The organism is Pseudidiomarina insulisalsae (genome assembly GCF_003987065.1).
In the GTDB taxonomy this organism is placed as follows: domain Bacteria; phylum Pseudomonadota; class Gammaproteobacteria; order Enterobacterales; family Alteromonadaceae; genus Pseudidiomarina; species Pseudidiomarina insulisalsae.
Genome location: NZ_PIPY01000008.1, coordinates 18,908 through 33,408, shown reverse-complemented (window position 1 = coordinate 33,408; position 14,501 = coordinate 18,908). Strand labels below are relative to the sequence as shown.

9 protein-coding genes are annotated in these 14,501 nt (G+C 50.9%); 4 read left to right on the top strand and 5 right to left on the bottom strand.

Annotated elements, in window-relative coordinates; genetic code table 11:
- Positions 1 to 43: 43 nt before the first annotated feature.
- The 5 genes from dnaK to grpE all read right to left on the bottom strand — a co-directional run bounded on the left by dnaK (position 44) and on the right by grpE (position 8,403).
- Positions 44 to 1,966, bottom strand: coding sequence for a molecular chaperone DnaK (dnaK, locus tag CWI71_RS08275; protein ID WP_126754799.1), 1,923 nt, complete (start codon positions 1,964 to 1,966; stop codon positions 44 to 46).
- A 152-nt stretch (positions 1,967 to 2,118) separates the two neighbouring features.
- On the bottom strand, positions 2,119 to 3,750 hold the full coding sequence (locus CWI71_RS08270) for a tryptophan halogenase family protein (RefSeq protein WP_126754798.1): 1,632 nt from the start codon (positions 3,748 to 3,750) through the stop codon (positions 2,119 to 2,121).
- A gap of 14 nt (positions 3,751 to 3,764) precedes the next feature.
- The gene (locus tag CWI71_RS08265; protein WP_126754797.1) at positions 3,765 to 4,556 is read right to left on the bottom strand and encodes a hypothetical protein; all 792 of its coding nucleotides are present in this window, start codon (positions 4,554 to 4,556) and stop codon (positions 3,765 to 3,767) included.
- A 127-nt stretch (positions 4,557 to 4,683) separates the two neighbouring features.
- The gene (locus tag CWI71_RS08260) at positions 4,684 to 7,653 is read right to left on the bottom strand and encodes a TonB-dependent receptor domain-containing protein (RefSeq protein ID WP_126754796.1); all 2,970 of its coding nucleotides are present in this window, start codon (positions 7,651 to 7,653) and stop codon (positions 4,684 to 4,686) included.
- Positions 7,654 to 7,812: 159 nt separating this feature from the next.
- Positions 7,813 to 8,403: a nucleotide exchange factor GrpE gene (gene grpE, locus CWI71_RS08255; protein ID WP_126754795.1), complete on the bottom strand. Its 591-nt coding sequence runs from the start codon at positions 8,401 to 8,403 to the stop codon at positions 7,813 to 7,815.
- 101 nt (positions 8,404 to 8,504) lie between these two features.
- Here grpE and nadK point away from each other — a divergent pair, with 101 nt between their 5' ends.
- From nadK to CWI71_RS08235, 4 genes are all read left to right on the top strand, one after another.
- Positions 8,505 to 9,395, top strand: a complete 891-nt coding sequence (gene nadK / locus CWI71_RS08250) for an NAD(+) kinase (protein WP_126754794.1) — start codon at positions 8,505 to 8,507, stop codon at positions 9,393 to 9,395.
- 87 nt (positions 9,396 to 9,482) lie between these two features.
- Entirely contained in the window at positions 9,483 to 11,162 is a 1,680-nt protein-coding gene (gene recN / locus CWI71_RS08245) for a DNA repair protein RecN (protein ID WP_126754793.1), read from the top strand.
- Positions 11,163 to 11,288: 126 nt separating this feature from the next.
- A complete protein-coding gene (locus CWI71_RS08240; RefSeq protein ID WP_126754792.1) occupies positions 11,289 to 11,636 on the top strand; it encodes an outer membrane protein assembly factor BamE in 348 nt (115 codons plus the stop codon).
- Positions 11,637 to 11,688: 52 nt separating this feature from the next.
- A complete protein-coding gene (locus tag CWI71_RS08235) occupies positions 11,689 to 14,430 on the top strand; it encodes an insulinase family protein (RefSeq protein WP_198678766.1) in 2,742 nt (913 codons plus the stop codon).
- Positions 14,431 to 14,501 lie beyond the last annotated feature (71 nt).

Here is a 14,501-nt window from a genome sequence, read left to right as displayed (position 1 = left end):
AACCCCCGTGCGTTGTTATCACAGACACCCGGTGGGCGTATGCTTACTTCTTATCTTCGTCTTTGACTTCTTCAAACTCGGCATCGACAACATCGTCATCTTGCTTCGCTTGCTGGCCACCAGCACCGGCATCAGCACCCTGCTGTTGCGCTTTTTGCTGGGCTGCTTCCATCAGCTTGCCAGAGGCTTCGATAAGAGCTTGCTGTTTCGCTTCGATTTCTTCTTTATCGTTGCTCTTCACAGCTGCTTCGAGTTCGCCAATTGCGCCTTCGATTTTCTCTTTCTCAGCACTGTCCAGGCTATCGCCAACTTCTTCAAGTTGCTTGCGGGTTGCGTGTACTAAGCTGTCCGCCTGGTTACGCACCTGTACCATTTCTTCAAACTTACGGTCTTCCTCAGCATGTGCTTCGGCGTCACGTACCATTTTCTCGACTTCGTCGTCACTCAGACCCGAAGAGGCTTTAATGGTGATCTTCTGTTCTTTACCGGTATCTTTATCCTTCGCAGACACGTGCAGAATACCATCGGCATCAAGGTCAAAAGTGACTTCGATTTGTGGTACGCCACGCGGTGCCGGACGAATACCTTCCAGGTTAAACTGACCCAGTGACTTGTTATCAGCGGCGCGCTTACGCTCACCCTGAATCACATGGACCGTCACCGCAGACTGGTTGTCTTCTGCAGTTGAGAAGGTTTGCGATTGCTTGGTAGGAATCGTGGTATTCTTCTCAATCAGCTTGGTCATCACGCCGCCCATGGTTTCGATACCCAGCGACAGTGGCGTCACGTCAAGTAGCAGCACGTCTTTTACGTCACCCTGCAAGACACCCGCCTGTACAGCAGCACCCACCGCAACAGCTTCGTCAGGGTTCACATCACGACGCGGCTCTTTACCGAAGAAGTCAGTCACTGCCTGCAATACTTTCGGCATCCGGGTCTGACCACCGACCATGATGATGTCCTGAATATCGCTCACTGACAGATCAGCGTCCGCCAATGCTTGTTTTACCGGCTCCAGCGACTTGGTGATCAAGTCTTCTACCAGCGACTCCAGTTTGGCGCGGGTCACTTTAATCGCCAGGTGCTTAGGACCGGTGTTATCTGCGGTAATGTACGGCAGGTTTACTTCGGTCTGCTGCGCTGATGACAGTTCAATTTTGGCTTTTTCGGCCGCTTCTTTCAGACGCTGCATCGCCAGCGGATCTTTACGCAGGTCAATGCCCTGATCTTTCTGGAACTGCTCAACCAGGTAGTTAATCAGACGGTTATCAAAGTCTTCACCACCCAAGTGCGTGTCACCATTAGTGGCCAGTACTTCAAAGGTGTGCTCGCCTTCAACTTCATCAATTTCAATAATTGAGATATCGAAGGTACCACCACCTAAGTCATACACCGCAATGGTGTTATCACCTTTCTTCTTGTCCATACCGTAGGCCAGCGCGGCTGCGGTTGGCTCGTTGATAATCCGCTTCACTTCCAGACCGGCGATACGACCGGCGTCTTTGGTTGCCTGACGCTGCGCGTCGTTAAAGTAAGCAGGTACAGTAATAACTGCTTCAGTTACTTTTTCACCAAGGAAGTCTTCTGCAGTTTTCTTCATCTTTTTCAGAATCTCTGCAGAAATTTGCGGTGGCGCTTTTTTGTCGCCGTTAATTTCAACCCAGGCATCACCGTTGTCAGCTTCAACAATTTTGTACGGCATGATACCGATATCACGCTGTACTTCTTCGTCTTTGAAGCGACGACCGATTAAACGCTTAATTGCAAATAAGGTTTTATTCGGGTTTGTTACCGCCTGACGTTTCGCTGGTTGTCCCACCAACGTCTCGCCGTCATCGGTAAAAGCCACGACTGATGGCGTAGTACGGTCACCTTCGGCGTTCTCAATCACGCGCGCTTTGTCACCGTCGAGTACCGCAACACATGAGTTTGTGGTACCTAAGTCAATTCCAATAATTTTGCCCATGTCTGTCTCCAACTCCAACATTCAAATTACTTTGTTACTCCTGATATGGGGGGCATTTTTAGGTTTTCAATGCCCCGTTTCAGGGATTTCATAATTGGTTGACAGTGTTATGGGGGTGCGAAAAAGGATTACAAGTGTTGGGGTTAATTTTTTTATACCACCCAGCCCGCCGGCGTTCCTGCCGGGCGGTACTCAGCCATCCCGAGCACCCGCTGCAGCCAGAGCTCATGCGGCGGCAGCATTTGCCGGGCCATCTGCAAGCGTTGCAAAATAGCTGGATTGACGCGGGTTGGCGGGCGCCCGGTACCAAACCACTTATCGCATTCCTGTTGAAGAAACTCCATGCCATACAAAATGCACTCGTAACTTTCGTGGTTCCATAGCCCACCAGTGTCAATCGGCGGACGGGTATCACCGCTGTCGACACCGGCCGCCGCGGCAGTCGGCATACCGGGAAAGAACTGATCCTGAAAATCATGCATGCTGGGTGGCTTACTGCGCCAGAAATCCAGTTTTGCCAATAACCGATCGGTAATATGCTCGCGTTGCTGCACCGTGCGCCAGAACTCGGTATCAGTACGTTTGGTCATGCAGTAATGCATATTGATGAAATCAAGAATTTCATAGTAGCGGTTGGTCATCAGCCGGTTATAGCGATTGGCTAAAGGCTTCATATCGTCCTGATGCCAGGGGAAATGCTCCGCCAGCAGCACTGCACCTAAATCGCTGAGATACAGTCCGGTTGACTCCAGTGGTTCAATAAAACCACCTGACAAGCCTATCGCGACGCAGTTGCCCTGCCACTGCTGGTGCCGCCGTCCAGCTTTGAAAGGAATAAAACGGCACGGCAGGTTTTCGGTGTTGTTGCCCTGATAAGCACGCATTTCTTTTTCGGCAGCTTCTTTATCGATAAATGCACTTGAATGCACATAACCGATCGAGCGGCGGCTTTGCATCGGAATATCCCATATCCATCCATTGGAGAGCGCCGTCGCTGTGGTATAGGGTCGCACCATGCCCGGATAATGGGTTTCGTACGGCACATGCATGGTAACTGCACGGTCGCAAAGCAAATACTTGCCGAAGTCTTCAAAACCGACGCCCATCTCTTGCTCCAATAGCAACGAGCGAAAGCCAGTGCAGTCAATGAAAAGGTCTGCGCCTAAGGTCTCACCCTGATCGGTGATGACCGCGCGAATATCGCCATTGGCATGTTTTTCAACCTGCTGCATGTTGGCCATTATGTGCCGCACGCCGCGAGCGTTAGAAAAATCACGCAGGTAGTCGGCAAACTTCTGCGCGTTCATCTGGTAGGCGTAATTCAGCCGCGCGCCCATGCGCCACTCACCAAACATTTGCGGCGCCCGTCCCCACTCACAGACCAGCGGCTGGATAGAGCAGGTTTCCATAAAAGGCACACTGCGATCGCTGCGCAGCCAGTCGCTGCCAGCATAGTCAATCGGCTGGGCGCGCAGGCTGCTAAATGGGTGATGATAAAAGCTGTTGTCGTTATGAACCCAGTTGACGTACTTAATCGACTGTTTAAACGTCGCTTCGGTAGCGCGCATAAAGTCCAGCTCGTTCACGCCGACCACCGCTAACAGGTGGCGCATGGAGGGAATCGTTGCTTCCCCTACTGAGATACGAGGCGTATCAGGCGACTCTAACAGTTCAATATCGACTCGATGGTCTTCGCCGCGACGGTTTAACGCACCATTCAGATAAGCAGCGGTCATCCAGCCGGCAGAGCCACCACCGACAATCAAAATTTTGCGTTTAGTCATGACGCGGCTCCCCGTTAATCGCAATAGCCAAGCAAGTTGCGTAAGCCGGGCGCGGCATAGTCCACCAGCTTACGTTGTTGCTCCGGCAGCTGGTCAGGCAAGGTGAAGGCGGTATTGGTTAAATTATCGCGATAGGTGCCGCTTTGTTCGCGATCAGACCCCACCCGCACGCGCTCGCGCCAGTCCGTTGGAAACTCGCGTAACTGCAATACGCTTAGCAGTTCACGGAAGTACTGTTCAGCGTCATCGCTTTCCAGGTTCTGCACGTGGTGTTTTAACTCTTCAAAACGCACCAGTTTGGTGCCCGTGCCAAGCCAGGCGGCAGCATTGTGGGTATAAATGTCCGATAAAGACGGTACTTTCTCATGAATGCCAAAAATCATCATATTCAGAATTTCTTCTAAATTGATCTGACCGCTTTTCAGGTGTTCCAGATTGCCCTGAAAGTTATCCGACAAGAAGAAACGTGCCCGAGCCAGCACCCAGTCGTAAGGGTCGCGCACCACCACCAGATGCTGCGCTTTGCGTAATGCCATGGCTGATTCATCAGAGAATAATAAGTGACCCCAGCTTAACTTTGGCTGCAGGTAATTAAATGCCCCAACATGCTGTCGCAGCACCGGGATCTGAATGAAAGTATCGTGGTACTGCTGATTGACCGGCACAAACATACGAAAAATATTACGAATCAGGTGGGTGCCACACTTCGGCACAGAGTTGAGGAACACCGGTACGGTTAATACCTGTTGCTCAAAGTCCTGATTCAGTTGATTCAAAGTGTCGGGCTTGGTGACAACGCGGGCCATTGGTTACTCTCTTGTTTTTTGTTATTTGAAGTTTCGTTTCAGTGTGCCACAAAAAAGTGTGCCATAAAAAAGAAAATGCCGACACTAGGTCGGCATTTTACTTTTTCGTAGTCGTTGAATTCTAAACTTAGAATTCGTACGAAATGTTCACGAAGGCACGACGTCCCAGCCAGTCATACTGACTATAGAACGCAGCATTACCGATACGTGTAGCGAAGCTGTGTGATGAAAGCTTAGGCGGCTCTTTATCAAAGGCATTCGCCAAACCAAAGGTTACACTTACACCTTCTTCGACAAAGTCGCGCGTTGCTGAGAACGCATGATAAACGACCGATGGAGTCGCTAAATCAACACGAACTTCCTCACCCCAGTAGGTGGCGTCATCACGATATTCACCCTCACCATAAAACTCATGGTTCGATGCATCACCGATGTAACGCGCGGTCCAGTTAAAGGTCCAGTCGCCTTTCATCATAGCAAAGTTAAAGTTACCCACATGTTCCGGACGACCAAGACGACCTGCACTGTCCTGACGCACACTAGTTGGCAATAACTTACGTGACGCTTCGATCTGATAAGTGTGCTCGTAGCTCAATTCAAACTCAGCAAAGCTGGTTGAAAACGGATAGCTCATCTGCAAATCGATGCCGCGGTTGATCTGATTTGAAATGTTGATGTAGTTGTTGATAACGTTATCAACACGTAAGTCAGTCTCGTTACGGGTGAACAAATCACACAGTGGCTCAGTCTCAAAGTTCTGAGATTCATAACAGCCATAGACAATGGTCCCCGCACCTAACAGTGTTACTTCATCTTCGATCTCAATATCAAAATAATCGATACTCATCGCAAACTCGGTAAAGTCCGGTGTCCAGACAAAACCTAAGGTACGCGCTGTTGAAGTTTCTGCCTCAAGATCACCTAAACCACCACTGGTGGTCACTTCGGCAGAAATCGCAGCGCCTGCGAAATCAGGTGGTATGCCGTCAGCCTCACAGTTTTCGGCGGTCTGTTCAGAAATGGTGCCGTTAATTTCGGCTTGCTGCCACAGTCTACAAGGATCAATGCTTCCCTGACGAGCAAAGCTTGTTTGATCGTTTAAGAACAACTCGTAAAGCGCAGGTGAGCGGAACGACGTACCTTGCGACGCGCGGATACGGAAATCGTCATTAACTGTCCAGTTCAGACTTGCTTTGTAGGTGGTGTCGTTACCGTAGGTTGAGACATCAGTAAAACGTGCTGACATGGAAAGGTCAAGGCGCTTCATCAATGGTAGGTCACGCGCCAAAGGCAGCTGCAACTCGGCAAAGGCGGCACGGGTAAAGGAATCACCACGGGTAATACCAGCTGATGTCATACCCCAGCTGTTGCCCGCCAGTGTCACTTCTCCTGGAGTGTCATTAATTTTATCTTCCTGGAACGACAAACCGGCTGCGACGCCAACCATACCGGCAGGCATTTCAAACCATTCACCAGAGATAGTACCTTCGAGGGTACGCTGCTCATAAATAGTGTTACCGGTCTCGCTGCCAAACAGGAATTCCTGCATTTCCGGGCTGATATTACCAGCGAGGAATTGTGGGTCTAACCATGGTACGTCCTGACACGGAATACCACGGACCGACAGTTCCATGCCTTCACAGGAACCGGTCAGGAAGTTTTGGTCGAAAATAGCATCCTGATAGATAATTTTAGTCTGGTAGTCACCGTCACTGCGGCTATCTTGGTAGTTAATATCCCAGTACCACTGGCCGATAGAGCCTTCGATGCCCGCCACAAAGCGACGGTAGTCAACAGTAATCTCACTGCCGGAATGATCAGTAATTGGGGTTGGGCTTAACCACTGTGCACCGGTCCAGCCTTCGCTTAACGAGTTACCTGCGAAGAAGTTCTCGTTATAAATGTAGCTCCAGAACTGACGGTAACCGTTGGTAATGGTTTTACGACGGTTCAGCAATACTTCCGCGTACATGGTGGTGGTATCAGAAGCCCAGTACTCACCTTCAACGAACACCGTTGCTACTTCGGTTTCAGGTGACAGGGTTTCGAGATCCTGAAATGGGTGATCGGCGTTGGTCAAACCGAATGACTCACGATCATAAGCGACCGGATACCAACCTTCTGGTGTACGCATTGACGCCGGACCTGTGGCACGCTCATTGAATGAGTCCAGGTACTGACCTAAGTTACCGTCGTAGTCGTACTGCGCTTTCGCATCAATAGGAACTTCACCTGAGTAGTCATAAATCCAGACGTGCCCCCAAAGTAGGTCATTACAATGATACTCGCCTGTGCGCGGGTCAACCACGTCACGACGCTCGCCGGTTTCCGGGTCAAACACATAAGCATTGGCACAAGCAAAGAAGTCGCGATCACCACGAGCAAGTTCTTGTTGCTTCTGATAGTCACCTACGATGCGAACTGAGCCACTGTCGAAACTGCGCCCCATGGTACCGCTCAGGCGGAATTGTGAACCGCCGTCATCCATTGGCTGGACCATGTTCAAATTGAAGCTGCTCTCGTCGCCATCTTTAGTGATAATGTTCACTACCCCGGCAACAGCGTCAGAACCGTACAAAGAAGACGCGCCATCTTTCAGGATCTCAACCCGTTCAACCGCAGACAACGGCATAATGTTAAGGTCAAACGCAGAAACCTGACCACGGGTACCAGCAGGGCCGATACGGCGACCATTCAGAAGCACCAGGGTACGGTTTGCGCCAAGACCGCGCAGGGAGAGTGTTTCAGTACCGGTACCACCTTCGGTGACAAATGCGGTCGAGGTCGCAGCAGTGATCTGGTTTGAACCTGCGGCAACAGTTGAAGTACGAAGCAAATCACCAAGGGTTACCAAACCTTGGTCAACTGCCTCACTGGCACTAATAATTTCTACCGGAGAAGCCTGGTCCAGGCCGTCGGTACGGATACGTGAACCCAGAACCTGAATTTTTTCAGCGGGCTCTTCGGTTGCGGTGTTCTCTTGCTCATCATCTGCACCGGTATCTTGCGCGAATACGGCCGGGCTCGATGCAGCAAACACACAGCCAATAGCCAACGCCAAGCGGTTCAGCTTGAGCTCTTCAAGGAATGTAGTCATAGGACGCCCTTTATAATTTTTATGATTATCATCATGCCAGGAGATCGAAAAAGCGAGCCTTTTCAAGCTCCCAACATTTGATAATAATCTATAAACGCGAATTTACAACTGAAAATATCGCGCCAAACGTCCTGTTTGTCCCTTTTGTAAGCGGAAACCTTAGTTTTTGACTACCATTACCATGGCCGGTCGCAACAATCGTCCGCTCAGGGTATAACCTTTTTGCATCACTGCCAGCACCGTATTGTTTTCTTTCCCTTCTGCGGCCTGCATTGACATCGCCTGATGCAAATCCGGGTTAAAGGCTTCGCCCTCTTCACCGACAGCTTCAATACCGAACTTGTTCAGCGTGCTCAGTAAATTTTTGTGAGTTAATTGAATACCTTCCAGGAAATTCTCATTAATCGTCTCTTCCTGATCGGCAATCGCCAGTGCCCGCTCAAGGTTATCAACGGTGGTCAGAATTTCGTTGGCAAACTTTTCCAAAGCAAATTTATGCGCTTTTTCGACGTCCTGAGAAGCGCGACGGCGCACGTTTTCCATCTCAGCGACGGCGCGGACGGCGCGATCTTTCGATTCTTCGGCGCGCTGTTCTGCCTGGCTCAAGGCCAATTCCAGTTCGGCAATGCGCTCATCAACCTCACTGGTCAGGTTCTCTTCAGCTTCCGCCGCAGCTTCTGATTGTGACTCTGGTTGCTGTTCAGTTGCAGCATTTTGCTCATTTTCTGTCGCTTGATCGTGTTTGGTCATGTTTCGTTACTCTTTCGATATGATATAACTAAGCTTGTGCTCTGTTATGGGGGCACGATTTTTTGATTCAAGGCATCATTGCAAAAATCGGGGGAACTTTCATGGCAGAGAAACAAGATTTGGTATTTCGGCGCGTTGCCCTGCTCGGTAAGGTCAATCATGAGGCTACCCGTACGACCTTATTAACTCTGCTGGACGAACTTGGTGAGCTGGGCGTCGAGGTTATTGTTGAAGAGCGAACTGCCCAGCAACTGGATAGAAACAATACCCCGACCTTGCCGTTGGAAGAGATTGGCGATGCTGCCGATCTCGCTATCGTCGTTGGAGGTGATGGTAACATGCTCGGTGCCGCCCGTGTCTTGTGTGAGTATGATATTGCCGTGATTGGTGTAAACCGTGGCAACCTCGGCTTTCTGACTGACCTTGATCCCGACCACGTGATTGAGCAACTGAAGCCCGTGCTTGCCGGGGAGTATGTTGCGGAGCAACGTTTCTTGTTACAAGCAGAAGTCTTGCGCGACGGCGAACGCCGTGATGTCGGGCGCGCTATCAACGAGGTAGTGCTGCACTCGGACAAAGTTGCTCACATGATTGAGTTTGAGGTTTATATCAATGACGACTTTGTTCACAGCCAGCGCTCCGACGGTTTAATCGTCAGTACGCCCACCGGCTCAACCGCTTATTCACTTTCTGGCGGCGGCCCAATTCTTACTCCGGGACTGGATGCCATTACGCTAGTACCCAAATTTCCACATACACTTAGCAGCCGCCCGATTGTGGTTGGCGCTGGCTGTACCCTGCATTTAAAACCTTCGCCGGAAAATGGCAACCTGCAACTTAGCTGTGACGGCCACGTACGAATGGAAGTACTGCCAAAAGATGAAGTGCTGATTCACAAATATGCTGACACCCTGAAACTCATTCATCCGAAAGATCATAGCTATTTCAGAGTGTTAAGAAATAAATTGGGCTGGGGTAGCCGACTCTTCTGAGCCGACGCTTGCATTACTGTATAAATACTGTATAACTACTGTATGTAAACACAGTAGTTGTAGCACGTCATGCAAGAGGAGCTTCTTATGTTGGTGCATCTACACGTTCGCAATTTTGCCGTCGTTCGTCAGCTTGATGTCGATTTACACAATGGTATGACCGCCATCACCGGTGAGACCGGTGCGGGTAAATCCATTGCTCTCGACGCTTTGGGGCTGTGTCTTGGCGATCGTGCCGAAGGCGATATGATCCGCCCGGAAACTGATAAGGCTGAGGTGATAGCCAGTTTCCAGCTTGCTGCAGGCAGTCCGGCCACCCTATGGCTGTCGGCGCAGGAGCTTGCCGATGACGACGATCCGGAGCACTGCGTGTTACGCCGGGTCATTACCCGCGAAGGCCGCTCGAAAGCATGGATTAATGGTTGCCCGGTCAATCTGGCTCAGCTTAAACAACTGGCGCCCTTATTAGTCAATATTCATGGCCAGCATGAGCACCAGTTACTGACCAAGCCGGAGCATCAGCTTGAGTTACTGGATACCTATGCGCGTCATCATGACCTGCTAGAGGAAGTCAGTGGTTGTTATCAAACCTGGTACCAGCTGCGTAAGCAGCAGAAACTCGCGCAACAGCAACAAGAGGAGCGTCAGGCGCGCGCTCAATTGATTCGTTACCAGGTTGAGGAACTTGATCAGTTTGCGCTGAAAGAAGGTGAATATCAGGAGCTGGAGCAGCAACATAAGCGTCTGAGTAACAGCTCCGTTTTACAGGAAGACAGTCAGTTTGCGCTGAATGCCTTATATGAAGGCGAGCATAATAACGCTTATAGCCTGGTGCAGGTGGCGTTAAACCGGCTTGAGCAACAATTAGAGAATGACCCGGCACTGGAGCCGGCGGTCAAAATGCTGAACGATGCAAGCGTGCAAATTGAAGAAGCGGCCCGCGAGCTACGCCATTACAGTGATGCCATTGAGCTGGACGATGAAGCGCTGGCACAGGCCGAAAAACGCGTTACCCAAGCCGTGCAGCTAGCACGTAAACATCAGTTAGAACCCGCTGGGCTGCCAGAGGTACATCGGCAATTACGCGCTGAATTAACTGAGCTGGATGAAGCCGAAGCCGCGTTGGCAAATTCGGACGAAGAAGTACAGGCCGCAGCACAAAGCTACCGACACGCGGCGGCCCGACTTTCAGCCCAGCGTAGCGCCGCCGCGCACGAGTTAAGTGAGCAAATTACCCGCTCTATGCAGGCGCTGAACATGCCGCACGGACGTTTTGTTATTGCCGTTGAGCACCAGGCTAACGCACCGGCAACCCGTCAGGGAACCGATCAGATACAGTTTCAGGTAACGACCAACCCGGGACAGCCGTTACAGGCACTGGCAAAAGTAGCCTCCGGTGGTGAGTTATCGCGTATCAGTCTGGCTATTCAGGTTATCACTGCAGCCCAGATGACCACACCGACGCTCATGTTTGATGAAGTAGATGTCGGTGTCAGTGGCGCAACTGCCGCGACTGTTGGTAAATTACTGCGGCAATTAGGTAAGCACAACCAGGTGATCTGCGTGACGCACTTACCCCAGGTCGCCGCAATGGCCCATCAACAACTACGCGTCGATAAAACCACCGATGGCGCGCATACCGAGACCCATATGACGCAACTTGATGATGAGCATCGTGTCATTGAACTGGCACGGCTGTTGGGGGGGGATCAGATTACGGATACCACCAAGGCAAACGCAAAGGAGCTACTGGCAACAGCTTGTTAGAGGCCATGATGCAACCTTTACCGGAGAAATCGGTCAATCTGTTGCGACAAGGCTAGTTATTCCTGTTGGCTTTGTTTATCATCGGAACTATTGAACTCTATTAACATGAAGTAAAGTCGAATTCTTATGAAGAAATTACTGCTGGCAAGTCTTGTCATCGCTCTGAGTGGATGCACGGTCTTTGATGGACTGGTACATCGCATTGATGTTCCTCAAGGTAACTATCTGGAACAGCGTGATGTTGACCAGTTACGGGTAGGTATGAGTAAAGAGCAAGTGAACTATGTGCTCGGCGCTCCCGTAGCTGAAAATGTATTTACCGATGACACCTGGTTTTACGTTTTTAATATGGACTCTGGCCGTGGTAATGATTACCGTCGTACTGTGACCTTAACCTTTGTCGACGATCGCCTGGTCAGCTATGCTGGCGATTTCGACCGTCCGAAAAATTTCGATACGCCGCTGGATCAATAATCAGGCCGTTGCCAGCGCACTTCCACAACTCTGCGCACCAAATGGGGAGTGTATGGAACCGAGCAACAGCCTCGAGCGTTTTAGTGACATAATAAAAAGCCCTACAGACCATCGTAGCTATGCGGTGGTAACGCTCACCAATGGCTTACGTTGTACCTTAGTACACGACGCGGCAGCGCAGCAAAGTACCGCGGCGCTGGCGGTTGCTGCCGGTCACTTCCAGGATCCGATAGACTCACAGGGTCTGGCTCACTTTCTCGAGCACATGTTGTTTCTGGGCACCGAAAAATACCCGGAGGCTACCGCTTATCAGGACTTCATTCACCAGCACGGCGGCCACCACAACGCATGGACCGGTACCGAGTACAGCAATTACTACTGCAGCGTAGATGCAAGTCAGTTCGCGCCACTACTCGACCGGTTTTCACGCTTTTTTTACCAACCGACCTTTAATCCAGACTGGATCGCCAAAGAAGTGAATGGCATCGAGTCGGAGTTCCGGTTAAAGAAGAACGACGAATTAAGACGCCTTTATCAGGTTCATAAAGCGACATCGAATCCGGCCCACCCCTTTGCCAAGTTTTCGGTAGGCAATCTCGCCACGCTGACACAAGATGGCGATACCTCAGTATTACGCCAGAACCTGCAACAATTTTTTGCCACCTGGTATCGGGCAAACCGCATGACCCTGGTCCTCGCGGGGCCTCAGTCACTCGATGTTCTCGAAGACTATGCCTGCCACTATTTCTCAGTCATTCCCGGTGGCGGACCAGCAAAGCAGGCCGAGCAACAGCCGCTCTATTTACCGAGCCAGTTGGGTGTGCAACTGAACGTGCGTCCGTTAAAAGACGCGCGACGCCTGATTCTGGCTTTCGCGCTACCCGAAATCGACAGCGATTATCCATTTAAGACCACCAGCTTCCTCGCGCATTTACTGGGTTATGAGGGGCCCGGCAGCCTTTATGCCCAGCTTCATCGCAGTAATTTAATTAACAGCCTGTCAGCTGGAGGCGGCATTAGTGGCAGTAATTTCAAGGACTTTAACCTGAATATGCAGCTAACTGCGGACGGTTTAAAGCACACTGGTAGGATTACCGAACAGGTAATTGCCGCGGTCCGGCACATACGTGAGCAGGGCCTGCAAGAATGGCGTTATGAGGAGCGGCAAATTGCCATCGCTAACGCGTTCCGGTTTCAGGAGCCGGCACGTACGTCCGATTTAGCGCCACAACTGGCCATCAATATGCATCACTATACGGCACAGGATATTATCTTTGGCGATTATCGCATGGCCGGTCTGAATCACGACAAGGCAAACCAACTACTGCAGCAAATGGATGCTGAACATTTGCGAATGACACTCATCCACCGCGATCTTCCGGTGCGCGAACATGAGCCGATTTATGGCACAGATTATCAGTTGCAGGCCATCGAATCACAGGTGCTGACAGCCTGGCAGCAGCCTCCCGCGAGCACTATCCAACTGCCAGCACCAAACAGTTACCTGCAACCGTTGGAGTCACCTTTACCGCTAAGTGAACCAGTGCAACAGCAACCACAGTTACAGGAGGTTGCGCCAGGCCTACAGCTGTGGTTGTTACAGGATCCTGATTTCCGTGCGCCCAAAGCGCACATTTACTGTCAGTTTACCCTGCCGCAAGTCACTGCCAGCGCCAGTCATTATGCCTGTGCCCGGCTCTGGTGCGAGCTTATGATCGATAGGCTCAATGAAGCCTGCTACGATGCCGAAGTTGCCGGCCTGCATTTTAATATTTATCCGCAGCACTATGGCATAACCTTGCATATCAGCGGTTACTCCCATGGCGCTGTAGAGCTTGCCGCTGACCTGTTACAGCGTTTTGTTGCTACCGATTTCAGTGCCGCGCGCTGGCAGGATATTCATCAGAAGCTACAGTCGAACTGGCAGTCCGCGCTGGCGAATAAGCCACTTAACCTTTTGTTCGCTCGCTTAAATGTTTTATTGCAGCCACAGATGTATGCGCTGAGCGATCTGGCGCTGGCGTTGGCTGACGTAACCCGGCAACAATTTGACGACTGGCGTCAGGCTCTGTTTAATCGTGCCGAGCTTAAAATTTTTGCGCATGGCGACCTGAATAGCGATCGCGTCGGCCCGCTGTTACAAAGTGCCCGGCAGCACTTTCGGTTAACGGCGGGCTTGCAGGAAAGTATGCCCGCCACCCATGAACTGAGTGACCTGGTTGACTCGGGCCGACTACAGCAACGAGGCCAGTTACAAACGCGGCATAGTGATCATGCGGTATTGTTCGTTATTCAGGGGGCCAATACCAGCATTGCCGAGCAAACCTCGCTATTATTACTGAACCAGTTTATTCAACCGCATTTGTTTAATGAACTGCGCACCCGGCAGCAACTAGGTTATCTGGTCGGCAGTACCTACATGCCCATTGAGCAACGCCCCCATCTGCTCATGTACGTACAATCGAGTCGTTATGACGCGGCACAGGTACAGGCGCGCATGAAAGCGTTTCTAAAGAACTTCAGCGAACAGCTTGGAGCCGTTGCCAAAGAGGAGCTGGCTGGCATTCAGCATTACCTGATACGTAAATTACGTGAGCCTGATACGAATTTACGTTTACGCAGCCAGCGTTTATGGAACACAATAGCGCCGGCTGAGGTGAGTTTTGATCGACTCGAGCGCATGGCGCAGCATCTGGAGTCGAATAGTACCTCTTATTTCACTAGTGAATTATGTAAACACCTGTTGGCGACCGAGCGTCAGGGCTTTATTACAGCAGGACCTAAAGAACTTTGACAGCCCTACTTTTATTGGTTAACTTGAGCGATATAACAAAAATAAGAGTTGTGGTAAAAAGCAACCCGACC

Coding starts and splice junctions, on each gene's coding strand:
- dnaK (WP_126754799.1), bottom strand. CDS start 1,966: ATGGGCAAAATTATTGGAATTGACTTAGGTACCACAAACTCATGTGTT.
- CWI71_RS08270 (WP_126754798.1), bottom strand. CDS start 3,750: ATGACTAAACGCAAAATTTTGATTGTCGGTGGTGGCTCTGCCGGCTGG.
- CWI71_RS08265 (WP_126754797.1), bottom strand. CDS start 4,556: ATGGCCCGCGTTGTCACCAAGCCCGACACTTTGAATCAACTGAATCAG.
- CWI71_RS08260 (WP_126754796.1), bottom strand. CDS start 7,653: ATGACTACATTCCTTGAAGAGCTCAAGCTGAACCGCTTGGCGTTGGCT.
- grpE (WP_126754795.1), bottom strand. CDS start 8,403: ATGACCAAACACGATCAAGCGACAGAAAATGAGCAAAATGCTGCAACT.
- nadK (WP_126754794.1), top strand. CDS start 8,505: ATGGCAGAGAAACAAGATTTGGTATTTCGGCGCGTTGCCCTGCTCGGT.
- recN (WP_126754793.1), top strand. CDS start 9,483: ATGTTGGTGCATCTACACGTTCGCAATTTTGCCGTCGTTCGTCAGCTT.
- CWI71_RS08240 (WP_126754792.1), top strand. CDS start 11,289: ATGAAGAAATTACTGCTGGCAAGTCTTGTCATCGCTCTGAGTGGATGC.
- CWI71_RS08235 (WP_198678766.1), top strand. CDS start 11,689: ATGGAACCGAGCAACAGCCTCGAGCGTTTTAGTGACATAATAAAAAGC.